At 44.4% G+C, this 25,589-nt stretch carries 23 protein-coding genes and 2 pseudogenes; 12 read left to right on the forward strand and 13 right to left on the reverse strand.

The features are described from left to right. The 4 genes and pseudogenes from ACRQQK_RS03615 to rlmA form a co-directional block, all read right to left on the reverse strand. A pseudogene (locus ACRQQK_RS03615) lies at window positions 1-231 on the reverse strand (type VI secretion system tip protein VgrG); the annotation flags it as partial. 113 nt (window positions 232-344) lie between these two features. Then, window positions 345-509 (reverse strand): annotated as a pseudogene (locus ACRQQK_RS03620) (type VI secretion system tube protein Hcp); the annotation flags it as partial. A gap of 990 nt (window positions 510-1,499) precedes the next feature. Further along, on the reverse strand, window positions 1,500-1,856 hold the full coding sequence (locus ACRQQK_RS03625; protein ID WP_102968116.1) for a hypothetical protein: 357 nt from the start codon (window positions 1,854-1,856) through the stop codon (window positions 1,500-1,502). A 256-nt stretch (window positions 1,857-2,112) separates the two neighbouring features. After that, window positions 2,113-2,931, reverse strand: coding sequence for a 23S rRNA (guanine(745)-N(1))-methyltransferase (rlmA, locus tag ACRQQK_RS03630; RefSeq protein WP_457510093.1), 819 nt, complete (start codon window positions 2,929-2,931; stop codon window positions 2,113-2,115). 285 nt (window positions 2,932-3,216) lie between these two features. On the opposite strand from rlmA, the gene ACRQQK_RS03635 reads away from it, so the two are divergent. Next, entirely contained in the window at window positions 3,217-5,100 is a 1,884-nt protein-coding gene (locus ACRQQK_RS03635) for a methyl-accepting chemotaxis protein (RefSeq protein WP_457510094.1), read from the forward strand. Between the two features lie 101 nt (window positions 5,101-5,201). Here the strand turns inward: ACRQQK_RS03635 and ACRQQK_RS03640 are convergent, their stop codons facing one another. Beyond that, entirely contained in the window at window positions 5,202-6,086 is an 885-nt protein-coding gene (locus ACRQQK_RS03640) for a D-hexose-6-phosphate mutarotase (RefSeq protein WP_457510095.1), read from the reverse strand. A gap of 129 nt (window positions 6,087-6,215) precedes the next feature. Beyond that, window positions 6,216-7,211, reverse strand: coding sequence for a type I glyceraldehyde-3-phosphate dehydrogenase (gap, locus tag ACRQQK_RS03645; protein WP_457510096.1), 996 nt, complete (start codon window positions 7,209-7,211; stop codon window positions 6,216-6,218). 336 nt (window positions 7,212-7,547) lie between these two features. Between gap and msrB the strand changes: the two genes are divergently transcribed. Then, complete coding sequence (msrB, locus tag ACRQQK_RS03650) at window positions 7,548-7,952, forward strand: peptide-methionine (R)-S-oxide reductase MsrB (protein ID WP_457510097.1); 405 nt, start codon at window positions 7,548-7,550, stop codon at window positions 7,950-7,952. Window positions 7,953-7,994: 42 nt separating this feature from the next. On the opposite strand, the gene ACRQQK_RS03655 is transcribed toward msrB, so the two are convergent. After that, window positions 7,995-8,816: a DUF2989 domain-containing protein gene (locus tag ACRQQK_RS03655; RefSeq protein ID WP_457510098.1), complete on the reverse strand. Its 822-nt coding sequence runs from the start codon at window positions 8,814-8,816 to the stop codon at window positions 7,995-7,997. Between the two features lie 192 nt (window positions 8,817-9,008). On the opposite strand from ACRQQK_RS03655, the gene ACRQQK_RS03660 reads away from it, so the two are divergent. Then, window positions 9,009-9,293 carry a YeaC family protein gene (locus ACRQQK_RS03660; protein ID WP_457510099.1) on the forward strand — a complete coding sequence of 95 codons (285 nt, stop codon included), beginning with the start codon at window positions 9,009-9,011 and terminating at the stop codon, window positions 9,291-9,293. A 105-nt stretch (window positions 9,294-9,398) separates the two neighbouring features. On the opposite strand, the gene ansA is transcribed toward ACRQQK_RS03660, so the two are convergent. After that, window positions 9,399-10,412, reverse strand: coding sequence for an asparaginase (gene ansA / locus ACRQQK_RS03665; protein WP_457510100.1), 1,014 nt, complete (start codon window positions 10,410-10,412; stop codon window positions 9,399-9,401). A gap of 120 nt (window positions 10,413-10,532) precedes the next feature. Further along, complete coding sequence (sppA, locus tag ACRQQK_RS03670) at window positions 10,533-12,380, reverse strand: signal peptide peptidase SppA (protein WP_457510101.1); 1,848 nt, start codon at window positions 12,378-12,380, stop codon at window positions 10,533-10,535. 207 nt (window positions 12,381-12,587) lie between these two features. Here sppA and ACRQQK_RS03675 point away from each other — a divergent pair, with 207 nt between their 5' ends. Further along, the gene (locus ACRQQK_RS03675) at window positions 12,588-14,591 is read left to right on the forward strand and encodes an FAD-dependent oxidoreductase (protein ID WP_457510102.1); all 2,004 of its coding nucleotides are present in this window, start codon (window positions 12,588-12,590) and stop codon (window positions 14,589-14,591) included. Window positions 14,592-14,669: 78 nt separating this feature from the next. Here ACRQQK_RS03675 and purU read toward each other — a convergent pair whose 3' ends face one another. Next, window positions 14,670-15,503, reverse strand: coding sequence for a formyltetrahydrofolate deformylase (purU, locus tag ACRQQK_RS03680; protein ID WP_102968121.1), 834 nt, complete (start codon window positions 15,501-15,503; stop codon window positions 14,670-14,672). A 197-nt stretch (window positions 15,504-15,700) separates the two neighbouring features. Here purU and ACRQQK_RS03685 point away from each other — a divergent pair, with 197 nt between their 5' ends. The 8 genes from ACRQQK_RS03685 to rnd all read left to right on the forward strand — a co-directional run bounded on the left by ACRQQK_RS03685 (window position 15,701) and on the right by rnd (window position 23,626). Continuing rightward, window positions 15,701-15,910 carry a hypothetical protein gene (locus ACRQQK_RS03685; protein WP_042486091.1) on the forward strand — a complete coding sequence of 70 codons (210 nt, stop codon included), beginning with the start codon at window positions 15,701-15,703 and terminating at the stop codon, window positions 15,908-15,910. Between the two features lie 159 nt (window positions 15,911-16,069). Next, window positions 16,070-18,001 (forward strand): ATP-dependent DNA helicase, encoded by a 1,932-nt coding sequence (locus ACRQQK_RS03690; protein WP_457510103.1) that lies wholly within the window; start codon window positions 16,070-16,072, stop codon window positions 17,999-18,001. Window positions 18,002-18,009: 8 nt separating this feature from the next. Continuing rightward, window positions 18,010-18,729, forward strand: coding sequence for a tRNA (adenosine(37)-N6)-threonylcarbamoyltransferase complex dimerization subunit type 1 TsaB (tsaB, locus tag ACRQQK_RS03695; protein WP_457510104.1), 720 nt, complete (start codon window positions 18,010-18,012; stop codon window positions 18,727-18,729). 89 nt (window positions 18,730-18,818) lie between these two features. Next, entirely contained in the window at window positions 18,819-19,115 is a 297-nt protein-coding gene (locus ACRQQK_RS03700) for a chromosome partitioning protein ParA (protein WP_457510105.1), read from the forward strand. A 37-nt stretch (window positions 19,116-19,152) separates the two neighbouring features. Beyond that, window positions 19,153-19,716, forward strand: a complete 564-nt coding sequence (locus ACRQQK_RS03705) for a Slp family lipoprotein (RefSeq protein ID WP_457510106.1) — start codon at window positions 19,153-19,155, stop codon at window positions 19,714-19,716. Further along, window positions 19,713-20,573 (forward strand): alpha/beta fold hydrolase, encoded by an 861-nt coding sequence (locus tag ACRQQK_RS03710; protein WP_457510107.1) that lies wholly within the window; start codon window positions 19,713-19,715, stop codon window positions 20,571-20,573. Before ACRQQK_RS03705 ends, ACRQQK_RS03710 begins: the two co-directional genes overlap by 4 nt. Before the next feature lie 142 nt (window positions 20,574-20,715). Next, complete coding sequence (gene fadD / locus ACRQQK_RS03715; protein WP_457510108.1) at window positions 20,716-22,404, forward strand: long-chain-fatty-acid--CoA ligase FadD; 1,689 nt, start codon at window positions 20,716-20,718, stop codon at window positions 22,402-22,404. Window positions 22,405-22,507: 103 nt separating this feature from the next. Continuing rightward, a complete protein-coding gene (rnd, locus tag ACRQQK_RS03720; protein WP_457510109.1) occupies window positions 22,508-23,626 on the forward strand; it encodes a ribonuclease D in 1,119 nt (372 codons plus the stop codon). Between the two features lie 74 nt (window positions 23,627-23,700). Here the strand turns inward: rnd and minE are convergent, their stop codons facing one another. From minE to minC, 3 genes are read right to left on the reverse strand one after another with little or no spacing between them, the layout of a single operon-like run. Further along, entirely contained in the window at window positions 23,701-23,964 is a 264-nt protein-coding gene (gene minE, locus ACRQQK_RS03725) for a cell division topological specificity factor MinE (protein ID WP_042486075.1), read from the reverse strand. 9 nt (window positions 23,965-23,973) lie between these two features. Then, window positions 23,974-24,786, reverse strand: coding sequence for a septum site-determining protein MinD (gene minD, locus ACRQQK_RS03730; protein ID WP_457510110.1), 813 nt, complete (start codon window positions 24,784-24,786; stop codon window positions 23,974-23,976). Between the two features lie 21 nt (window positions 24,787-24,807). Further along, a complete protein-coding gene (gene minC, locus ACRQQK_RS03735; RefSeq protein WP_457510111.1) occupies window positions 24,808-25,470 on the reverse strand; it encodes a septum site-determining protein MinC in 663 nt (220 codons plus the stop codon). Between the last annotated feature and the right edge of the window lie 119 nt (window positions 25,471-25,589).

A 25,589-nucleotide genomic window follows, 5' to 3' on the forward strand; every position in this document is an offset into this window, starting at 1 on the left:
TACTCGCTGTGTCAACTCACCATTGCGATAGAGTTTGAGCTCTGCCTGCATATCCACCATTTGCTCAGGGGATAAATTGGGGCGGCGGCTTGCCAGCGCTATCTCATATCGAAAGCCGTGATTGTCCAGATAAAGATCATCCGACAGTGTTTCTTGCCCTTCAAAGCCCCGAACTACGAGACTGTTATCGTCTAATCCATCAACGGTGAGCGTGTAATGCAGCGTTGCCATGCGTTTTCCTTCATACCACTGAGTGCCTTAACCCAATCAGGCTAAAATAACCTGATTGGGTTAAGGTTCCATCATTTAAGTTGGAGTGCGGGATTAAGTGACGGACGGTTGGCTGATTGTGGATCAGTAGGAACCGTCACGGTGTAATTAAACGGTTGAACCCGCATTCTACCTTCGTGACCCCAACGTAAGAGTCAACAATAGAATACGCTGTACTCCCCTGTAATAATAAGGTCCTGAGCTTTCCCATTAATGGATATACAACATGGTGTTGGCATTGCATTCCTTTCTAGTAAACAACGAACCATCGAGGTCTACCTGAAGCAATAATTGCACCAATACAAATAGCATTAAAATTCAACAAGTTATATCTATGTGATGTTTCAGCGAGCAAGAAGTTGCTCAAACGGGGCAACTTCTTGCTCAATTGAGCAAAAAGTTGCCCGAAGCGAGATCACGTAACTTATCTCTGCCCGTGCGACCTGAAGTAGTAAGAAGCGTAGCTCACCACGACAAGAGTGAACTCTCTGTATCACCAGATGCCCCTCGGATTCTGAATAAAGCCGAAGAGCTGGTTAATACGCTATGGCCAGAATAGTAATGAGAGTCGGAAAGGTGTTGGTCAGAGCCCTTTCTTGATAGTTGTACTCTCCGCACTAGAGTGGGCATCTAATCTGGAATTAAGCGACATACGGAACGGCGTAAGCCTGAATAACTTCCTAAGGGAAAGTGGTGATAGGTATGCAGGTAAAGGATGTGAGAGAAAATGAATGCCACTTTGTAATGAAGTGAAGACAGGTTTATATCTTGCGCGAAAGCGAGAGCTTTACTGTGTGTTTTACCACACTAGAGGTCAGCTAAAATATTGGCTGTGAAAGTTGCTCAGGCGATGGGGGGAGTTCATCGCGCTAAATGATTTTTGTCCAAAAGTTTGTTGCAAGGGTTTATGTTTGTATGATTATGCACTTCCTGTATAGCAGAGCGCTGACGTGCATCAAAACGTCTAGATTTGGTTCGATTTCGTTGATGGGAGAGGAGAGAATTGTGGGAATATTTGCTCTGGTTTTGATCAAAGAAAGGACTACTTGTTGAGAAAGTCTGGAATCCATTGATATTGCAGGCTTCTATCATGATTCATAAAAACAACAATTAATTTTTGCACATTTGAACCACCCTAATCGAAACGAAATCTCACATTACAAAAATCCCACAGTGTACTTAAACATTGTGGGATTTTTTAAAGCTTGGGAAGAATTGGTAGAGTAGGGTTAGGCTAATAAGAGTAATAAGCTACCAACGGTTGCCGCTGCGGAAAGATATTGCCCCGCAGAGAAGAACGAATCATCTTTATCTTTCACTTTGTCTGGATGTTCCATACCTAAAGCGCCATAGGTAAAGGCTTCCACCTTATCACTCATGGTTTTATCACCTTCAGGCATTTTGCCGTTCTGCTCGATATCTTGTAGCGCGGCAAGCAACGCCTTTCCTTCGTCAGAAAGCGTTACTTTGTTTTGTTCGACTTTCAGTGGTGCTGGTGAAGCCGACTCTGTATTCGCTGAAGCTTGATTTTTTACCGGTTGAGTGGCATTCAGATTAGATACTGATCCTGCGCCTACTGGGTTCATGCTGCTCTCCTAAATCCATCCTCAATAACTATATCGACAGGCTTATGTCAAACTTGTGTTATTTCTTGAACATATTTTCACTGTTTCTTACAAAGCAATAAACATGCCTGTTTTTTATACTTTTTCAGATAGGGATTTCGGAAAGGGATATTGAGGTGCTGCTAGTGGAGAAACTGTTGTTTGTCATTGAAGTTACAGTAGTTTTTGAGGCTCCTGTAACTTCAGATTACTAGTGTTATTCGACAGATAAGGATAACTAAGCTTTTCTATACACTCGAATCATAAAGTCTGCTTCGCATTGCACATTTGCTGAGTTCTTCAGTTCAGCTTTGTAAGCTTCACTTGCGCGCCATGCAAACGGAGTCATCTGAAGTAAATCAAATGCATCGTCTCCGCTTAGTGTCATCAAGTAATTCACTTTCTCTTCGTGTTCTAAGGTGAAGTTTTCAATCACTTCAGGTTGCTCTTCATGTAAGCGTACGTCTTGATAAATACCTTGTTTAAACTCGTATAAATGCCTTGCTGCTGGGGTGACGGTGATGACAACACCGCCTGATTTAATACAGCGATTCAGTTCATCTGCTTTGCAAGGAGCATAGATGCGTAAAATTCCGTCGAGCTCTTCGTCGGCAAAAGGTAAGCGATGACTTGAAGCAACGGTAAAATCACAGTTTGAGTAGCGTTTTGCCGCATATCGAATAGCCACTTTGGAAATGTCCAGTCCAAAGGTATTTGCTTGCGGGTTCTCCTGTTTTAGGCAATCTGCAATATAAGTTGTGTAGTAGCCTTCACCGCAACCGATGTCTAACAGCTGGTGGTCTGTGTTTATTAAGAAACGTTGGCACAACTCAGCGACTTTCTCACGCATCGGGTTGTAATGACCGCCATCGAGAAAACGACGTCTTGCTTGCATCATCTCTTTGTTGTCACCTGGATCTTTCGAGCGTTTATGGTGAGCAGGCATCAAGTTGACGTAGCCTTCTTTTGCCAAATCGAACTGATGGTTGTTTACACATGAATAGGTGCGTTGGTTAAGAGTGAGGGGATGCTGGCAAAGCGGACACTGGTAAGCCATGGTGTTCTCAAGGTTATAAATGGAAGCGTAAGTGTAGCGGTTACTCCACCAAATAAAAAGCAAGTTAACAGGTAGGTGTTGCATGACTTTTGGAAGGGGAATCTTATTTATATCGCGTTTGTGCTGCTATACCGACAATAATTTGGTTTATGCCAAATTGTTGACATAAACCCTTGCATAACAAAGAGTTATATATTGAAACTTTTATATCTTTTTAGTGGATAGCCTATGGCAATGAGGTTAGTATCTCGCCTGTAAAAACAACAATATGAGAGCTGTTAAATAATGTCATTTTCGCTAAAGCAAAAGTTAATTGGTGCTAGCCTAACCGCGGTTGTTGTTATGGCCGGTGCATTAACCTGGCTGTCTATAGATCGTATCTATGATCAGACGCAAAAAGCAATGTCAGAGCGTGTTGAATCTCTAACGACTGCGACTGCCAAAGGTATCTCGGATTGGGTTGCTGACAGAAAATCTATCACTTCAGCATTTAAAGCCTATGCAAACGCTGCGGACCCAACGCCTTTTTTACAACAAGGCCGAGTTTCGGGCGGTTTTGATGAGCTGTATTACGGTACCACCGAAGGGGTGATGAACCGTTCTTATCCTGAGAGATATCAGGAAGGCTACGATCCTCGCAAGCGCCCTTGGTATATTGATGCATCAACGGCTGGCAAAATGATTGTAACCACGGCATATCAAGATGCAGTAACCAATGCACTACTTATCACTATTGCAGAGCCTGTTACTGTCAATGGACGCTTTTCTGGTGTTGTCGGCGCTGATGTGTTGATTGAACAGCTGGTCTCTGACGTGCTTTCATCCGATGCGGGTGAGAACGCAAGAACCATGCTTATTGATACTCAAGATGGCAACTGGTTGGCGCATCCAAATAAAGACTTCACGCTAAAACCAGTATCAGCAGTATCAAAAGCATTAACTATCGACGCGATTAATAAAGCGGCGAGAGACAAAACCTTTATTCCTGTTACTTTGAATGGCGTACAAAAGTGGTACTACTTCAAGTCTGTACCGGGAACTCAGTGGATCTTTGCGGTAGAGTTGGATAAAGACACTGAACTTGCATCAACGGATTCATTGCTTTGGGGATTAATTTCAACGGCAGTAGTGATTACGTTTTTAGTGTTACTTGCAGTGTCGTGGTTGGTTAATTTCTTGATTAGAGATCTTTCTCGCGTGAGCAAAGCGTTGGAAGAAATAGCCTCTGGTGATGCGGACTTGACGCAACGCCTGACCATTCATTCTGACGACGAAGTGGGTAAACTGGCGCAAAGCTTTAACCAGTTTGTGGGCAATATGCAGCAAATGGTAGCGAACTTAGGCAATGTGTCTGCTGAGCTTTTACAACAATCCGCTCATGCTGCGAAGCAATCAGACCAAAACAATATGCGCATTCAGCAGCAGCAAGATGAAATCAACATGGTTGCGACAGCGATTAATGAAATGTCAGCTGCAACGCATGAGATTGCGGGTAACGCAGAGCAAACGGCTGGTAACTCGAATGATGCTGTTGTTGCATGTGATGCAGGTGCTCGTCAGGTTTCTCAAACGCAAGTTTCTATTGAAAATCTAGCGACCGAAGTGGAAGTGGCAACTGGCGTTATTACTGAGCTTGAAGGTCACAGTAACCAAATTAGCAATATCCTATCGACGATTCAGGGAATCGCAGAGCAGACAAACTTGCTAGCTCTTAATGCAGCGATTGAAGCTGCGCGAGCGGGTGAGCAGGGCCGAGGATTTGCGGTTGTTGCCGATGAAGTTCGAGTGTTGAGCCAACGTACTTATGCATCGACAAAAGAAATTCAGCAAATGATTGATACGCTGCAGAGTACAACAGGTAAAGCGGTATCGATCATGAATGACAGCCGTGCCTTAGCGACGACCAGTGTAAACGATGCAATTAATGCCTCTCAGTCGTTAGAGCAAATCAGAACGGTAGTGTCTGCGATTAGTGATATGGCAACACACATTGCGACTGCGGCGGAAGAGCAAGCTTCGGTGACATCGGAAATTACGCGTAATACACAAGGTATTCGTGATGTATCGAATGAGTTTTCAATTGAAGCGAAAGATGCAGCAGAGCAGGCCGCAATACTTTCTTCACTCTCTCATGAGCTTGAATCTGAGATTCGCCGATTCAAAGTATAATTTTGCTTAACCGATTTACTTAAACGCATAAACAAAAATCCGATAAACAATGTCTATCGGATTTTTTCTTTTCGGGTTCGAACCACACTAAGACGAGATGGTTAGTTAGCCGAAATTGTCGTCGCTAATAGGTACTGTTCACCTGGTTGCAACGTTTGACCTGCAGAAAGGCATGGAGCATGGATGGTCGACTCAACACAGAACATAGTTTTGTAGCCGTCATCAGGCATGTCAGCCATCGCTTTTGAACCTTGTGACCAAGGGTTCCAAAGTACCGCGCAATTGTGGCCACTGTTTTCAACTAAGAGAGCTCGTTTCAGCACAGGGTCTGTCACTGTAATTTTTGATTCCGGCATAGTGTAGACACGATCAATCGTATCAGTGAGTACCAATGTCTCTTCACCTTGGCAGATTTTTGAATCTTGTAGCTTGTCGATGTATTCTGCGCCCATACCTGTTGTGGTAATTTGAGCTACATCGCCAACATTCAGGTAAGTATGAAGTGCACTTGAGAACGTCCAAGCTTTTTCATCCGTGTTGTTTACTTCCAGTGTCACTTTCAACTCATCGCCAATTTCGACAAACAAGCGGGTCTTAAACTTGTATGGCCAAATTGCCAGTGTTTCTTCCGACTCTTCAAGCTCTAGAACAACTACAACACCTTGTTCATTTTCTCTGTGTTCTGCCAATTTCCATTGGCTGATACGTGCAAAACCATGTCCTGGTTCTGCAATTTTTCCAAACCAAGGCCAACAAACTGGAATACCTCCGCGAAGTGCAGCTTTGCCGTCAAAAGGTGTGTTGCTGCTCATCCAAATCAGGTCTTCTTTTCCTGCAGGAATATAAGAAAGAACATGCGCGCCATGCAGAGCGATAGCGGCTGTTGCCTTATCGTGGATGACACGAACAATTTTCACCTCATCTTTTTCAACGATGGTCACATTGTCAGAAAGGTAAGTAAGGGTAGGGAGAGAAAGTAGATCCATAATATCATTCCTCGTTCAGCTTTTTGCTTAGACTGATTGTTATTAGGAAAATCAAATCTGTAGAAACAAAAAAGGCGACACATCGGCCGCCTTTCATATTCTCAAAGAATTTCTTCGCTAATGCTTACATTACTTAGAGATGTGAGCGATTAGGTCTAGAACTTTGTTTGAGTAACCGATTTCGTTGTCGTACCAAGATACAACTTTAACGAATTTGTCAGTTAGAGCGATACCAGCTTTAGCATCGAATACTGAAGTGCATGTTTCGCCGATGAAGTCTTGAGATACTACTGCGTCTTCAGTGTAACCTAGAACGCCAGCCATTTCGCCTTCAGAAGCTTCTTTCATTGCTTTACAGATTTCTTCGTAAGAAGCAGCGTTTTTCAGGTTAACAGTCAAGTCAACAACAGAAACGTTAGCAGTTGGTACGCGGAAAGCCATACCTGTTAGAAGACCTTTAACTGCTGGAAGTACAACGCCTACTGCTTTAGCAGCACCAGTTGAAGATGGGATGATGTTTTGAGAAGCACCACGACCACCGCGCCAGTCTTTAGCTGAAGGACCGTCTACAGTTTTTTGAGTTGCTGTAGTAGCGTGAACTGTAGTCATAAGACCAGATTCGATACCGAACTTGTCGTTAAGAACTTTAGCGATAGGCGCTAGACAGTTAGTAGTACAAGAAGCGTTAGAAACGATGTCTTGACCTGCGTAAGTGTCGAAGTTTACGCCGTTAACGAACATTGGAGTTGCGTCTTTAGAAGGACCAGTAAGAACAACTTTCTTTGCACCAGCAGTGATGTGCTTACGTGCTGTAGCGTCGTCTAGGAATAGACCAGTTGCTTCAGCAACAACGTCAACACCGATTGCATCCCATTTTAGATCTTCTGGGTTGCGCTCAGCAGTAACACGTACAGTCTTACCGTTTACGATTAGGTTACCACCTTCAACTTCAACAGTACCGTTGAAACGGCCGTGAGTTGAGTCATACTTAAGCATGTAAGCCATGTAATCTACGTCGATTAGGTCGTTGATACCAACAACTTCGATGTCATTACGTTCTTGTGCTGCACGGAATACGAAACGGCCAATACGGCCAAAACCGTTAATACCTACTTTGATAGTCATTATAGTTGCTCCACAACTTAATTTCTGATTAAAGATAACTGGTAGTAAAATTACAAAATCCAGTAAACATCTGCAACAGATAATCCGACTTAACTTGTTTAAAGTCAAAAAAAACTGTCGCTTTTTTTCACAATCACTTACAACTGGTTAGTTTTTAGACGTGCTACTGCTTTTCATCCCAACCGATTGTCGTAAAATAATCAAGAAGCGAGGTTATTGAAGTTCTAATAACCTGCAATACTATGGTAAAAAAGTATGTGCTACAAAATCATAGGTACGCAAGTTTTTAGCGAAAAAAGTCAAAAATAATTATTACAAAAATGGAGAAGTAAAAGCGTGGTTGATAAAGCCCAAAATCTTGAGAAGCCTGACGAATACTGGAAAGACCAGTTATCGGAAGAGGAATATTATGTTTGTCGCCAACGAGGTACCGAAGCCCCTTTCTCTGGTAAGCTTCTGCATAACAAACTAACTGGCGATTACCATTGCACTTGCTGCGATGCGCTTTTGTTTAGTTCTGAAAACAAATACGACTCTGGTTGTGGGTGGCCAAGTTTTGATGCGCCTATTAATGATCAGGCCATCCGTTATATAGAAGATCTAAGTCACGGAATGATAAGAACTGAGATTCGTTGTGCTGCTTGTGATAGCCATTTAGGGCATGTATTTCCTGATGGTCCACAGACCACTGGTGAACGCTTTTGTGTTAATTCGGTGTCGTTAATTTTCAACAAAAAGTGAAAAAGTTGGTGGTAGACCACCAACTTTTGTTTGATAGCAACATTATTTCAAAGAGTTAGGGACGATGCTTTTTCGGTATTGTCCCTCTTTAATCGACTTAACAACCGTCTCTGCAATATCGTCAAGCTTTTCAAATTTCTCTTCATTAAAGCCATACATCAAAGCAAGTTCAGACTCGCTGGCGATAGGTACATTATATTCTTTACCGACCATAGCCCAAACATAGGCATGTTCTTTATCACCAGAAGCATGATAGTTACTCGCGAGTGATTTAAGTATCTCGGTGTTGATATTATCCGGTTTGCTCAACTCTAACGCATGATTGAGTAAGGTGATGGTTTTCGCTCGGTCGCGTGAAGTATAGAAGGTGGCTAATGCGTACTGCAATTCGGCCGTTTCTAGTTCAGGTTTGCCTTCTAGCTGTAAAAATTCACGGCGAGCTTTGTGGTCACCCTCTTGGCTCCATAAAAAATAAAGAGACTCTGGTGTGCGTTGGTTACGAAGTTCGGTCGCGATACGCTTTAAATCTTCTCCTGCATTAACCAGCGCGCTCACTCGTCTTTGTTTGAGCTCTGCTTGGTCTATCGCCTGAATTTGAGAGGCGAGTTCTAAACATTTTCGGTAAGCACTGGTTAGATTGTACTCTTCAATTTTGTTCACTGGAGTCGGGTCTTTAAGTACTTCGAAGCGATGCCAGATCAGGTCAGTTCTGGGGATTCGGCATTGTCCATCATTAACATTGAGTCTTTCACACTGCAGTGCTGGGTTATCTGCACAAAGTTTATCTGTGTTCTTTTTATTTTCAAAACACCCTGATAGAGCCAATGGCAGTGATAAAACGAGAATGAATTTTATTGTGTTCATATTTTGGCCTGTTGACCTTATTTATAGAGATTCTTTTTTGTAACGGATTGAACTGAGTAAAAGCAGGAGCTATGCCATATCATGTTAGAAAAATGTTTAGCTTGTGATCCGATACACTTATTTATTTAGCTTGTCTTGACTCAATATGCCAGCAAGTTATTTTGGCGCAAATCGTTAAATTAGGAATGCACCATGGACGCAAATCAACTTGTTGCTGCTATCACACCGGAAGCCTATGAGCGTTTATTGTTTGCTGTTGAAACGGGTAAGTGGCCTGAAGGTACTTCACTTTCTCCAGAGCAGCGAGATTCTTGTATGCAAGCTGTGATGTTGTACCAATCAAAGTACAATAACAACGCTGACCATATGAGCATTGGCGTTGGTGGCGAGATGATCTTTAAATCAAAAGCAGAATTAAAAAAACGTTTTCAAGATAATCAAGAAGATATCGTACGTATTAATCCTAATCACGAGTAGTTGTTTGGGTAGGAAAAAGAAAACCCTGTATGTGAATACGGGGTTTTCTTACTTTATAAGCTGTTTTTTTAAGCTTAAGCCGCTTTGAACTTTAGCCGTTGTAAATTATAGAGACATTTCGCCACGCAGTACTTGCTGCATCTTTTGCTTCACTTCTTCGTAAGACAGATTTTGGCTCAATAAGTAGTGAAGTTTTGCCAACGCCGCCTCTGGTGTCATATCGTACCCACTAATAACACCTGAATCAGCAAGCGCACAGCCCGTTGCGTAGCCGCCCATGTTGACTTTACCTGCTAAACATTGGGTTAGGTTTACGACAATAACTCCACGTTCAGAGGCATCTTTTAGCTGTGCCAGTAGTTCTGGGTTTTGAGGCGCATTACCAACCCCAAAAGTGAGCAGAATCATCGCATTCACGGGTTGCAACAGGGTGTTGCGAATGACCTCATGAGAGATGCCCGGGTACATGGTGATCACACCGATAGGTTGCGGTGTAATGTGGTGTACACGGAACTTGCCTTCAGGCACCTGACCAATTTGCACACCGTTGCTGACATGAATATTGATACCCGCTTCAAGCAGTGGCGGAATGTTTGGTGAAGTAAACGCGTTGAAACCATCTGCATGAGACTTAGTGCTGCGGTTTCCGCGCATCAAGTGATTGTTGAAGAACAGTGTGACTTCATTGATCGGATAGTTTGCAGCAATGTGAAGTGCATTCAGCAAGTTAGCCTGACCATCCGAGCGTAGTTCTGCCAATGGGATTTGTGAGCCTGTCACAATGACGGGTTTACCTAAGTTTTCTAACATGAACGAAAGCGCCGAAGCGGTATAAGCCATTGTGTCGGTACCATGCAGAATAACGAAACCATCGTATTTGTCGTAGTTGTCTGCGATATCATCAGCGATTTTTTGCCAGTCTTCCGGCGTCATATCTGAAGAGTCAATCAGTGGTTCGTACTCATGAACCGTAAACTCAGGCATTTCGTCACGATGGAACTCTGGCATATTTGCCAATTGCTTTTCCATGAATCCAGCTACAGGAACATATCCGTGTGAGGATTTCTTCATGCCGATAGTGCCGCCAGTGTAGGCGATATAGATATGTTTTCTTGCCATGATTACAACTACTAAAGATGGAGGTAAATAGTGTGGCGATTATAACGAAAACGATTGTAATAAAAAGGGGCGCTGTGTTTTTAGCGCCCCTGAAACGGAAATTTCGTGCTGTTAGTCTGACTATTGTACTTGGCAGGGCAGACAGAACGCGTATTGTCCTTTTGGATCGTTAAAGCTGCTTAGCAGGTTCGCATCGTTAATCAACTGGCTTGCTGCCGGTTGAAACGCTGCTGGAACCATGCTGGAAACGTCCAAGCCTAAGCTTACTTTTATTTGACCAAAGAGGTCTTGCAGAATTTGCTGAGCCGGACTTAGCGGATCTGACACCCAGAACAGGTTGTAATCTTCTAATTTCGCCAGTTCAGCTGCGAGTTTAACGGCGTCATCAAAGTCACCCAGTTTATCAACCAAACCAAATTTCTGCGCATCTTGTGCTGTCCAGACACGACCTTGAGCTACCTGATCAACCTGTTCGACGGACATGCCACGATTTTCACCCACGAGCGAGATGAAACGGTGGTAACCATGTTCAATGCCCATTTGCAGCGCTTTTTGTGCCCCTTCGTTAAGTCCAGTCGTGATACCAATTCCTGAGAATGGTGTAGTACCAACACCATCGGTAGAAATGCCCAGCTTGTTAAGACCTTTTTCAAAAGTCGTAATGACACTGAAGATACCGATTGAACCAGTTAGGGTCGTTGGCTGAGCAACGATTTTATCTGCACTCATTGAAATCCAGTAACCGCCCGAAGCCGCTAGGCTCGACATTGAAACAACCACAGGTTTTCCTGCTGCTTTTAATGCATCAATCTCGTTACGAATCACTTCGGAAGCAAAAGCGCTGCCCCCTGGGCTGTCTACTCGTAAAACCACGGCTTTGACGTTGTTGTCATTGCGAGCTTGGCGAAGAAGAGCCGCAGTGCTATCACCGCCTATGCTACCGCGAGGTTGAGAACCGTCCATAATTGTGCCGCTGGCAACCACAATAGCGATATCATCGTTAGCCGTACTCACTTGAGGCGTTACCGTCGGCGCGTAGTCGTAATAGCTCACAGCGTTGTAGCTATCTTTACCGTCGCTGCCAAAGGTTTTTGCAAGCTCAAGGCGAATTTGCTGGCGAGTTGCTAATTCATCAACGAGACCAATGTTCAGTGACAGCTGAGCTAAGTCACCGGATGTTTGTTCAAGAAGCGCAAGAAACTCATCCATGTTTGGTGTTAATACGTCTGCATCAATGCCTCTGTTGGTGGCAACATCATCGATGTAAGCACCCCATAACTGAGTTAACCAACGTGACGCTGATTCACGCGCTGCATCTGACATATCGTCGCGGATGAAGGGTTCAATAGCTGACTTGTATGTGCCGACTCTGAACACGTGAGTATTGACGTCTAGCTTCTCTAGAAGGGTTTTGTAATACATGTTGTAAGCACTGTAGCCATGTAATAGAACCGCGCCATCAGGTGCCATAAACACTTTATCGGCGTAACTTGCTAGATAATATTGGCTTTGGTTGTACATGTCGCTCAGAGCATATACCGGCTTGCCAGAGGCTTTGAATTCATTAATGGCTTTCGCGATATAGCGCAATTTGGTTAGGTTGGTTTCTGGCATATTACGCAGCGCCAAAACCAAACCAGTAATTTTATCGTCGTCTTTAGCGTGACGTAGAGTTTCGACAATATCAAAGAGCACGTTTTCTTTTGGTAGATCTTTGCCTAACACTGAGCCCGTTACTGAATCCATCGGGCTTAAATAACTGCTTTGCTCAACGATGGGGCCAGATAGGTTGAGCACTAGGGCAGATTTTTTCTCAACCACAGGTGCTGGGGTCTCATAAGCGTAAAGGAAATACACTAACGCGATACTGAGTAGGAAAATGAGGTTGGTAAGAGCGATACGAATGAAAGTGATTAGTTTCCAAATCCCTTTAAAAAGCAGCCCAATAAATCGGAATATTGTTTTCATTGTGTCTCCAGCAATGCCATCGAAATGCTTGTTAATATCACCAAAACAACACCTTGGAATATTAATTAAGTTGCATCGTACGTGATCTAGTATACGCAAACAACCGCAAGATTGATCGGTGTTACAAAAATGTAAACACTTGTTTGATTTTTGTATGGGTGAGGAATAATGTGGTCGGAAAACAATAACGATAAAGGTTAACTCTCCATGTACCCAAATCTGCTACAGCCATTGGATTTAGGATTTACTCAGTTAAAAAACCGAGTTTTGATGGGTTCAATGCACACTGGTTTAGAAGACGAAAAAGAAGGTTTACACAAGCTTGCCGCATTTTATGAAGAACGAGCAAAAGGTGGTGTGGGCCTAATTGTTACGGGTGGATACTCACCAAATCTTCGTGGACGTTTACATCCTTTTGGTGCCGAGTTTAGCAGTGTGAAACATGCTAAAGCGCATAAAGTGGTGACCGATGCGGTACATCAACATGGTGGCAAAATTGCGCTGCAACTTCTTCACGCTGGCCGTTATGCCATGCATCCTTTCTCACAGAGCGCGTCTGCGATTAAATCTCCAATCAGTAAGTTTGTTCCTAGCGAAATGACACCGCGCCAGATTCGAAAAACCATTCAAGCCTTTGCCAACAGCGCTGAGCTGGCTCAACTCGCAGGGTATGACGGCGTTGAAGTTATGGGGTCTGAAGGCTACTTGCTAAATCAGTTTATTTGTAAACGTACCAATATGCGTTATGACGACTGGGGCGGCAGCTATCTCAATCGAATCCGTTTCCCGCTTGAAGTGGTGAGAGCTATTCGTGAAGCTGTGGGTGAAGAGTTCATTATCATCTTCCGCTTGTCGATGCTGGATTTGGTGGAGCAAGGCAGCACATTTGAAGAAGTGTTGATGCTGGCTAAAGAGCTAGAAAAGGCGGGTGTAACAATCATCAATACCGGGATTGGCTGGCATGAAGCTCGGATCCCAACCATAGTGACGCAAGTTCCTCGTGCAGCATTCAGTTGGGTAACGGAGAAGATCAAGCCTCATTTGTCGATTCCAGTGATTACCTGTAACCGTATCAATACCCCGGAAGAAGCGGAGAGCATTATCTCTTCAGGCAAAGCGGATATGGTTTCTATGGCTCGTCCATTCTTGGCAGACCCAGAATTTGTCAATAAGGCAGAGCAAGGTCGAGCGGCGTTTATTAATACTTGTATTGGCTGTAACCAAGCTTGTTTGGATAACGTGTTTAAAGGTAAACGCGCATCGTGCATGGTTAACCCGCGCGCCTGTTACGAAACAGAAATTGTGGTTCAACCTGCCAGCATTAAGAAAACCGTGGCGGTGATTGGTGCAGGTCCAGCAGGGCTGGCTTGTGCAACGACCTTGGCTGAGCGTGGGCACAATGTTGACCTGTTTGAAAGAAACGATCGTATAGGCGGTCAATTCAGATTAGCGATGCAAATTCCGGGTAAAGAAGAGTTTCGTGAGACGATTCGTTACTTCGCGAATCGTATTGACGAAACTGGTGTACGTTTGCATTTAAGAACCGAAGCCGATTTCTCTATGTTGTCGGAGTATGACGAAGTGGTAATGGCTTCGGGCGTTGAACCGCGTAAAGTCGATATTGAAGGTTTGGAAAACAGCGAAAAAGTGGTGGATTACCAAACGCTGATTCGCGAAAAGACACCGGTAGGCAATAAAGTCGCAATCATTGGTGCTGGAGGTATTGGCGTTGATGTTGCGAGCATGATTACTGAACCGTCCGAGCATGATTTGGATGACTGGTTACATGAATGGGGCATAGACAAAGAGATTACTTACCCTGGAGGTTTGTATCCTTATCCTGATTCACGTAGTGAAAAAGAAGTGTGGTTGCTGCAGCGCAGAAAAGGCAGTGTCGGCAAAGGGCCGGGCAAAACGACAGGCTGGGTTCACAAACGCACCTTAGAGAAGCGCGGCGTACACATGCTGGGCGGTGTTCAATATCAAAGTATTGATAGCCAAGGTTTTCACATCGGTGTCGATGGTGAATCAAAGCTTCTTGATGTAGATAAAGTGATTATTTGTGCAGGGCAGGTTTCAGTTCGTCCGTTTGAAGACAAATGGCCTGAATTGTCAGGAAAGCTTCATGTCATTGGTGGTGCTGAACTTGCGGGTGAACTAGACGCGGTACGTGCAATTCGCCAAGGGGTGAAACTGGCGGTGTCTATTTAGTGAATGGTTATGAGCAAACGAAAAAAATGGCGCTGAATCAGCGCCATTTTTTATTCTCGTAGATTCTGCTCTCGTAGATTAAAGAATCACAGTTTTGTTGCCGTAGACGAACACGTGGTCATTGATCACTTTGTTCAGAGCTTTACTTAGAACGTTCTTTTCTACATCACGTCCTGCCTGAGCCATATCTTGAGCACTGAATGTATGATCCACAGGAATGACATCTTGCTTGATGATTGGACCTTCATCCAAATCATTAGTCACAAAGTGAGCCGTCGCACCAATGATCTTCACACCGCGCTCATAAGCTTGCTGGTATGGCTTCGCGCCGATAAATGCAGGTAAGAAGCTGTGGTGAATGTTAATGATTTTATGGTGAAACTTCTCAACAAAGCCTGGAGTCAGAACACGCATGTATTTAGCAAGAACAATATAGTCCGGTTGATATTGTTCAATCACTTCCAACAACTCTTTTTCATGTTCTTGGCGGTTAAGACCTTCATGAGACACACAGTGATAAGGGATGTCGAATCTCTCAGTTAAGGTTTGCAGTTTGTCGTAGTTACCCACCACAGCTGCGATATCTACATCTAAGCTGCCATCGTAGTTTTTCATCAGAATATCACCCAAGCAATGCGCTTCTTTGGTGACCAGTATCACAATACGCTTACGTGATGAGCCGACCAATTTACGCTTTGCTCCTTGGGGTAAAGCTTGGTCTAAGTCTGCCAACAGCGTGTGGTCATTGAAGTAGCCTTCAAGCTCAGTACGCATGAAGAAGTGACCGCTGGTATTGTCAACGAACTCATTGTTATGAATGATGTTTAGCTGATGTTTGTAACAGATGTTAGTGATTTTTGAGATAAGTCCTGGTGCATCACTGCAATGCGTTAGGAGAGTTTTCTTTTCCATTAATTACGACTTCCGGGCGTGCAAATTTTTCATTCTTAGAAGAGATAGATTGGCTTGAACGGTAAACCAATTTCGAATTTGGCTTCTATAATTAATCTATTCTCCTAATGGTTTCAACTAATATAACTAGGCTCAGTGAATCCTCGGCTATTGAAAGCGTCTCTTCTGTTGGTACTTGTTTTGCGAAGGTGGTATTTATGGACAAAGAATTACTTGCACGTAAATTGTACGTTGAACGTGTTATTTCATTGATGGGTGATCACAGTGTTGATGACGACATTTTAGAGTTTATGTGGGAGAGCAAAGCGTCACCGGAAGAGGCGGCGAAAGCGATGATGCCTCAAGTGGAGCTAACCTCACTCGAAGTGGGTTCTAAGTGGTTAAATCGCTACTTAAATAGGAAATAGTTCCCCTATGTCAGGTACGGCTTGGTTTCGTACCTGACATAATCTGTTTTGAATGTAATTACATACCAACTCTTTCTTAACGTTCGGGGTTTAACGGCATTCGCTCCCGACCTAAAAACCTGCCATAATCGCGCCAAACTCACTATTTTTTAGGCGTGGATGATCCAAAAAACCTTTTCTCAACAAGGCGCATTAGGCAAAGCCATTCCGGGCTTCCAGCCTCGACAAGCTCAAATCGATATGGCTCAGGCAGTTGCAAAAGCAATTGCGGGCGAATCGCAGTTGGTCGTGGAAGCTGGAACCGGGACCGGCAAAACCTTCGCTTATCTCGTGCCTGCGCTATTAAGCGGTAAGAAAACCATCATCAGTACGGGTTCTAAAAACCTGCAAGAGCAGCTATTTCACCGTGATCTTCCCTTAATGGTTGATGCTCTGGGCTTTCACGGTAATGTCGCATTACTCAAAGGCCGCGCTAACTATTTGTGTTTAGACCGCCTGAGCAGGCAAATGGTTGAAAGCCACACCAATGATGCTGCTGACCCGCAGCTGCTCACACAGCTGGTGAAGGTGAGGTCATGGTCCTCAGAGACCAAAAGCGGCGATTTAGGCGAGTGCGATGCACTGCCTGAAGACAGCATGATCATTCCAACCATTACTTCCACCAATGACAACTGTTTGGGTAAAGAGTGTCCGAGCTATACCGATTGCTTCGTCAATAAAGCAAGACGCAAAGCGATGGATGCCGATATCGTAGTGGTCAACCATCACCTGTTCTTAGCCGATCTAGCAATTAAAGAGACTGGGTTTGGCGAACTGATTCCAGAAGCAGAAGTGTTTATCTTCGACGAGGCTCATCAGTTGCCTGATATTGCCAGTCAATATTTTGGTCAGTCGGTATCGAGCAGACAAATCCAAGATCTGGCTAAAGACATTGAAATTGCTTATCGCACTGAAGCCAAGGATATGCGCCAACTGCAAAAAGTAGGCGATAAACTGGTTCAGTCTGCGGCTGATTTACGCATTGCACTTGGCGATTCGGGGCACAGAGGCAACTGGAGAGAAGCGATGGCTTCGCCTTCTATTGCTCGTGAAATTGAACGTGTTAAAGACAGCCTCAACTTTGCGATAGACGTACTCAAAATCGCTTTAGGGCGCAGCCAGTTACTGGATGCCGCCTTTGAACGCGCCAACCTGATTAAAGGCCGAATTGAAAGAGTGTGTGATGTTTCCATCACGGGTTACTCGTATTGGTTTGATACCACACCTCGTCATTTTAGTTTGCATATTACGCCGCTTTCCGTTGCTGACAAGTTCCACGAACAGATCGAAATGAAGCAAGGGGCTTGGATATTTACCTCAGCTACGTTGGCAGTGAATGACGACTTCGGTCACTTTACTCATCGTTTAGGGTTACAGCCCGGCGAACAATTCTCGTTGCCGAGTCCTTTTGATTATCAGAATCAGGCAAAGTTGTGTGTTCCAAGGTATCTGCCAGAGCCAAACAGTCCGGGGCTTGCCGACAAATTGGTCCGCATGCTTTCTCCGGTCATTGAACAAAACCAAGGGCGCTGTTTCTTTTTATGTACTTCACACAGCATGATGCGAGAACTGGGCGAGAAATTCAGAGAAACGCTGACCTTACCGGTATTAATGCAGGGTGAAACCAGCAAGCAGAAAACGCTGGCTGAGTTTATGGAGTTAGGCAACGCCTTGCTGGTGGCTACAGGTGCATTTTGGGAAGGGATTGATGTTAGAGGTGACACATTAAGCTGTGTTATCATCGACAAACTTCCGTTTACCGCTCCAGATGACCCGCTGTTAAAAGCGCGTATTGAAGATTGCCGTTTGCGAGGTGGAGAGCCGTTTGCTCAGGTCCAGTTGCCAGAAGCGGTGATTACCTTGAAGCAGGGTGTTGGACGACTTATTCGAGACAAGAAAGATAAAGGTGCACTGATCATTTGTGACAATCGATTAGTGACCCGAGACTATGGCGGAATATTCCTTGCCAGTTTGCCTCCTATCCCGCGTACGCGTGATTTGGATGTGGTCAAAAGCTTTCTTGCACAATTATCAGAAACAGAAACAATTTAGAGATATTCATGAGCGCAAAAATTCTTGCCTTAGACACAGCGACAGAGCAGTGTTCAGTCGCCTTAATGGTTGGTGATAAAGTTTATTCCCGCAGTGAGTTTGCACCTCGCGACCATACAAAAAAAATTCTGCCAATGGTGGATGAGGTTCTAAAAGAAGCGGGCTTAGCGCTTAGCGATTTAGATGCGCTAGCTTTCGGGCGTGGTCCGGGTAGCTTTACTGGCGTTCGAATTGGTATCGGAATTGCACAGGGTTTAGCATTCGGTGCTGATTTACCCATGATTGGCGTATCTACATTGGCGACAATGGCGCAAGGTGCGTACCGTCAACGTGGTGTGACACACGTAGCGAGCGCGATTGACGCGCGAATGAGTGAAGTATATTGGGGCCGTTTTGAGCGTCAAGAAGATGGCAGTTGGAATGAAGTCGATGCGGAATGCGTGATTCCACCGGCTGTGCTTGTTCAACAAATCGAAACGGCTCAACACGTTCAGAACGATGACAATACTTGGGCGAAAGTAGGAACTGGTTGGCAAACATACGCTGATGATTTGGCGACGCTACCACTGAATTTGACCGAAAGTGAAATACTTTACCCAGATTCGCAAGACATTGTTTATCTTGCTCAGTTTGAATGGGCAAAAGGCAATACAACAGCAGTAGAAGACTCTAGCCCAGTGTATTTGCGTGACACAGTGGCATGGAAAAAGCTACCGGGACGTGAGTAAGCGTAAGGTCGCGGATAAGCGTTGAGTTGAGGACAAGTCACTTGCAAGGGTAAGGATCTGAACCTTACCCCACTTACTGTAGGAGCTTTATGGTTTCAATTAATGGATTGCCCGGCAATGTCTCGAATACCAACCGAACATCCAAGGCAAAGAAAAACAACGGGGTCAAAAAGGGTAGTGAAGTTGCGACCAGAGCGACGAAAGTAGCTGAAGCCGTCTCGCACTCTATTCGTCCCGTTGATGAATCTGAAATCCATCGAGCTCAAGTTGAGTACGATTTACCGGAAGGACGCTCCAGAAAAGCCATGGAAGCTTATATGGATGTGATGAATCGTGCTAAAAGAGAGGAACTAGCCCAGTTGTTAGGGGTCGATATTTATATTTGAACCATTTGCATCTTAAAGCCTAGCCTGAGAGGCCATCATGAAACCATTCACTTTACGCCACTTATTCGCCTTGTCTGCCGTCTTTGTTATTTCTGCCTGTACCTCATTACCAACCGAACTGAACGCTTCTTCAGAAGAAACGGTTATTTCTGATTACAAAACATGGGTGGAATCCGGCACTGCGCAAGGTAGTGAAGTCCGATTAGGCGGTGTTATCGCCAATATTACCAACCTCAAAGACAAGACCCGTATTGAAGTGGTTAATGTACCGATTGATAGTGTCGGCAGGCCAAGCGTGAAGGTTGAACCACAGGGACGTTTCGTCGGTTACGTGAATGAGTTCTTAGATCCAGTCACTTTCTCAGAAGGTAGATTGGTGACGCTACTCGGCAATACGGCTAAACCTGAAACAGGTAAAGTGGGTGATTTCGAACATCAATACCCAGTGATGACAGTTAAGGGTTATCACTTGTGGCGTGTTGAAGAACGCATCATCATGCAAGACAGCGGGCCTTATTTATCTCACCACTGTTTAAGTTATTTCTGCCGTGATAGAGGTGACATGTATCGTGAAGGCAGAGTAATACAAGAAGTGAAATGATGTTCAAACAGACTCAATACTCAATCCATAGCGGCAAGATAGCCGCAGTGGAATTTGGAGATGCAAAAGCGGCCGAAGTTTCGGTCGTTTTTATTCATGGCTGGCTAGATAACGCAGCGAGCTTTTTCTCAGTAATGCAAAGGCTGACGGCTCTTGAGCCTCTGTTACACCTTTGCGCAATCGATTTACCGGGGCATGGGTTGTCTGAGCATAAAAATGGCAGCAATTTTTATCCTTTTCACGACTATATCGATGATTTTTGTCAGTTATCGCTTAATTTCTCAGCAAACAGGTTAGTGATCGTAGGTCATTCTCTTGGTGCTTTGGTTGCAAGTTGCTATAGTGCCGCCTTTCCTGAGCACGTGGATGGATTAATTCAGATTGAAGGCTACGCACCTTTGGCTGAATCTGCTTCCGAAAGCGTTGAAAGAATACGTCAGGGTGTCATGAGTCGCCAACGCTTACGCAAAAAGCCGCAACGTGGCTATGACGATATATCACAAGCAATAGCGCGTCGCTCGATGGCCAACCAGATTGCTCCTGAGTTGATCGCTCCTATTGTCGAACGGGGTATCAAACAGGTCTATGACAAATGGCACTGGCGCCACGACGTTAAGTTAAAAAGTGAATCTTTATATCGGATGTCACCGCAACATGCGGCCGAAATTGTCAATGCGATTCAATGCCCTCATCGATTAATCCTCGGTGAGCATGGCTTTCAAAATTTAAAGCAACATCGCAACATTTCGGAGCAAAGTTGTCTTGAGACGTTCACTGTTTCTGGTGGTCATCATTGCCATTTAGAACAACCAGAGCAGGTTGCAGAACTAATTTTTGGCGTAGTTAACAAAATTTAAACAAGTGTTTGAGCCTTTTCGTGCTCAAGCATCGAGGCTGTGCTGTAATAAGCGCCATAAAAATAATGGCACGACATAAAGTCAATCCTCTACAAGAAGGTCATTGACGAAAAATTGCCAGCCAATAACGAGGAGTATTACTGTGGATAAACCTTGGCTTTCACGTTACCCAAGTGAAGTACCAGAGACCATAAATCCAGATCAATATCCATCATTGGTGGAAATGTTCGAACAATCGGTTAATCGATTTGCTGATCAACCTGCTTTCATTAACATGGGCACGGTGATGACTTATCGCAAATTGGAAGAGCGTAGCCGAGCATTTGCTGCGTATCTACAAAACGATTTGAAATTAAAGAAAGGCGATCGTGTAGCGCTAATGATGCCAAACCTTTTGCAATATCCGGTTGCGTTGTTCGGTATTTTGCGAGCCGGTCTTATCGCAGTTAACGTGAACCCTCTTTACACTCCTCGAGAGTTAGAACATCAGCTAAATGATGCAGATGCGCGAGCGATAGTTATTGTTTCCAACTTTGCCAGCACGCTAGAAAAAATCGTTGCGAATACACAGGTTAAACATGTCGTTCTGACCAGCCTTGGTCAGATGCTACCACGTGCAAAAGGCACTGTGGTTGATTTCGTGGTGAAGTACGTAAAAGGAATGGTGCCGAAGTATCATCTTCCTGGTGCGATTTCTATGCGTAAGGCTCTGCATAAAGGTCGCCGTCAACAGTATGTGAAACCTTTTATGGCTGGTGATGATATTGCTTTCCTTCAATATACCGGTGGTACTACGGGTGTAGCGAAAGGTGCAGTACTGACGCACAGAAACATGATTGCTAACGTATTGCAGGCAAAAGGTGCCTACGGTGCGGTATTACGTGAAGGACGTGAGTTAGTGGTTACAGCGCTGCCGCTTTACCACGTATTCGCATTAACCGTGAACTGTTTGCTATTTATTGAAATGGGTGGCAACAACCTGCTGATCACCAACCCGAGAGACATTCCGGGTTTTGTGAAAGAGTTACAGAAAACATCTGCGACCGCCATTACAGGGGTAAACACCTTGTTTAACGCCCTGGTAAACAATGAAGATTTCCATGAGCTTGATTTCAGCAACCTGAAATTGTCTGTTGGTGGCGGTATGGCTGTACAGCGTGCTGTTGCTGAAAAGTGGAAAAAGATCACTGGTATCCATTTGCTCGAAGGATACGGTTTGACCGAATGTGCTCCATTGGTTACTGGCAATCCTCATAACCTCACTGAATATACTGGTGCGATTGGCTTACCTGTACCGTCAACGGAAGTTCGTATCGTTGATGATGAAGGTAAGGTATTGCCGAATGATCAAGTCGGTGAGCTGCAAGTACGTGGTCCGCAGGTCATGCAAGGTTACTGGCAGCGCCCTGAAGCGACCAAAGAAGTGTTGGATGAAGATGGTTGGCTATCAACGGGTGACATCGTAAGATTTGACGAAAATTACTTACTGCATATTGTTGACCGGAAGAAAGATATGATTCTGGTTTCAGGCTTTAACGTTTATCCAAATGAAATTGAAGATGTGGTTGCGCTGCATGGAAAAGTTCTGGAAGTGGCCGCGATTGGTCAGGCTCATGAGATTTCTGGTGAAGTGGTGAAAATTTTCGTGGTTAAACGCGACCCAAGTTTGACCAAAGAAGATGTCATTGAGCACTGTCGTGAATACTTAACTGGCTATAAAGTACCTAAGTTAGTGGAGTTCAGAGACGAACTACCAAAAACGAACGTTGGTAAGATTCTGCGTCGCGTATTGCGTGAAGAGAACGAAGCAGCCTTAGCTAAAAGTGCGTAACCTTATATTTAATGATGTTACAATGCCGACCTAAACCGTCGGCATTTTTGTTCCTGTGGAAATCATGCTGATGCCGAAAAGGGAAACTCATAGTGAGCCATTTGTGAATTATCAGATTATTACCCAGTTTAACGAACTAGAGCGCGTGTGCTTACTAGCACGAGACGCCGATGTCGTTATGCTCGATACCGAATTTGTTCGTACCCGTACTTTTTTCCCGCAGTTAGGACTTATCCAACTGTTTGACGGAGAAAATCTATCCTTGATTGATCCGCTTACAATGGACGATATGTCGCCATTTACCGAATTACTCAAAGATACTTCGGTTCTGAAAGTACTCCATGCCTGTGGTGAAGATTTGGAAGTATTCCAGAATGCCTTCGGTTGTGTGCCATTTCCGATGGTCGATACCCAAGTGATGGCAGCTTTTCTCGGTTACGGCCTTTCAACAGGCTTTGCTTCTTTGGTGAAGGATCTTCTGGATGTTGAGCTAGATAAAAGTGAATCTCGCACTGACTGGCTGGCTCGTCCTTTATCACAAAAGCAGCTTGATTACGCTGCAGCGGATGTTTTCTATTTACAGCCAATGTATGAGCAACTGTTAGAGAAAGTGACTCAAGTCGGCTGGTGGGATGCAGCGCAGCAGGAATCAGAATTACTGGTAGAAAAACGTATTAAGTCAGTCAATCCTGAGAATGTGTATTTAGAGATCAAAGGCGCATGGCAGCTTAGCCCTAAAGAGCTGGCTATTTTAAAACCGCTAGCAACGTGGCGTTATCAGGAAGCAGTGAAACGCGATTTAGCGTTGAATTTTGTGGTGCGTGAAAATGAGCTGCTGACTATTGCTCGTCTGGCACTGCGCAGTTCTAAACGGATGATCGAAGAGGGGGTAGATCCACACGCTGTTCGTCGTCACAGCACTAAACTGATTCAAATCGTGAAAGATGCAATGCAAACACCGGAAGATTACTATCCAGAGAAAATCGTTCCTTTGATGGATTATCCTGGTTATAAGCAACTGTTTAAGAAGCTGAAAGATGAAGTGAAGGCGGTGTCTCAATCAACAGGGCTTGCGACGGAATTCTTGGCATCGAAAAAACAGCTGAATCAACTATTAAGTTGGGTTTGGAATAACGAGCGTGATCCTGAGCATCTTCCTGATGTGATGAGTGGATGGCGTCTGCCTATTCTTGGCGAGCGTTTAGATAAGCTGGTGAATTAAGCGTTGTGCTTATGCGAATAGAAATGAAACAGCCGACAGTGAAATGTCGGCTGTTTTTTTATACTCATTGCGAATTATTTTTCGTCATCTGGAAGTTTGACGTTCAGCTCTAGCACTGAAATATCATCATCTTTATGTTCGAAAGAAAGTTCGACCATTGACGGGTCAATTGCCACGTATTTTGCTATCACTTGAAGAATGTCTTCTTTCAGTTGTGGTAAATAGGTTGGCGCAGGATCATTCTGACTACGACGTTCTGCCACAATGATCTGTAAACGTTCCTTCGCTAAACTTGCGGATGTTTTTTTCTGTGGTTTGAAAAATTCAAGTAAAGACATAGTCGCTGTTTAGCCCCCAAAAAGTCGTTTAAAGATGCCTTTTTTCGGCTCGGTTAGGAAACGGAATTCGATTTCTTCGCCAAGCAGACGAGATACTGTGTCATCGTATGCCTGACCTGCATCAGACTGCTCATCGAAAATAACTGGAACACCTTTGTTTGATGCGTTTAGCACTGCTTGGCTCTCAGGAATAACACCCAATAGAGGCACATGCAGAATTTCTTCAACGTCTTGTACGCTAAGCATTTCACCTTGATTAACACGTGTTGGGTTGTAACGCGTCAAAAGCAGGTGCTGCTTAATAGGCTCCAGACCTTGTTCTGCACGTAGTGATTTCGAGTCAAGAATACCAAGAATACGGTCTGAGTCGCGAACAGAAGAGACTTCTGGGTTAGTTGTTACAATCGCTTCATCTGCATAGTAAAGCGCCATCAAAGCACCTTGCTCAATACCTGCCGGCGAATCACAGATGATGAAGTCAAAGCCCATTGCTTTTAACTCATCGAATACACGCTGCACTCCATCTCTGGTTAACGCATCTTTATCGCGAGTTTGAGAAGCAGGAAGAATGAACAGGTTCTCGTTGCGTTTGTCTTTGATCAGCGCTTGGTTCAGTGTAGCTTCACCATTGATGACGTTGACGAAGTCATAAACAACGCGACGTTCACAACCCATAATCAAATCAAGATTACGCAAACCGATATCAAAATCGATAACCGCTGTTTTTTTACCTTTTAAAGCTAAGCCTGACGCAATCGCTGCGCTAGATGTGGTTTTGCCTACACCGCCTTTACCCGACGTTACGACAATAATGCGTGCCATTTTTATAATTTCCTTTAAAACTTAAATTGCGAGAGATTCGAATAGCAGTGAGTCGTCGTTCATGCTCAGCATGACTTTCTTCTGCCAAAATTCACTTTCTATCTGATCGCTAAGCCAATAATTCCCAGCAATGGAGACTAGCTCAGCTTGTAAATCGTGACAAATAATACGTGCTTCTTTTTGACCGCTCGCTCCTGCGATAGCGCGTCCACGCAGTGTGCCGTGAATATGAATTGAACCATCGGCTATGACTTCAGCACCCGCGCTGACGTGGTTAAGAATCACTAAGTCACCATCTTTGGCATACACTTGCTGACCAGAGCGAATAGGGGTGCGTACCACTTTGGTTGGAGCCATTTTCGCTGGCGCATTAGTTGGGCTGTTACTGGCCGTCATCACGGCAAAACCCGCTTCAGAAGCAAGCGTTTGGCTGCGTTTATCTTTGCAGCCGGAAATACCAACGGGAATTAAGTTTGCCTCGCTGATACCGTTTTTCAGCTGCGCAAAATCGATGTCTCCGTCGACTTTAGCAATATTGATAACGACGGGAGCATTTGCAAAAAATGCAGGCGCTTGCGCGATTTTTTGTTTGAGAAAATCTATAGTGTTGGTGATGTGATTGTCAGAAAGGTGTAAAACTGACAAAGTAAAACTACTACCTTTTAGGTCAGGTGTATTAGACATTGAAACGTTGACCTCATAAACTCTTGGCTAGGCGTTGCCTGAGACTAGGGTTGTCATGTTATATTCAGCGCCCATGCTCAGCAAGTTATCTTGCGGTTAATTAAGTGATTTGGTCGCAT

The organism is Vibrio sp. C8, assembly GCF_054051265.1.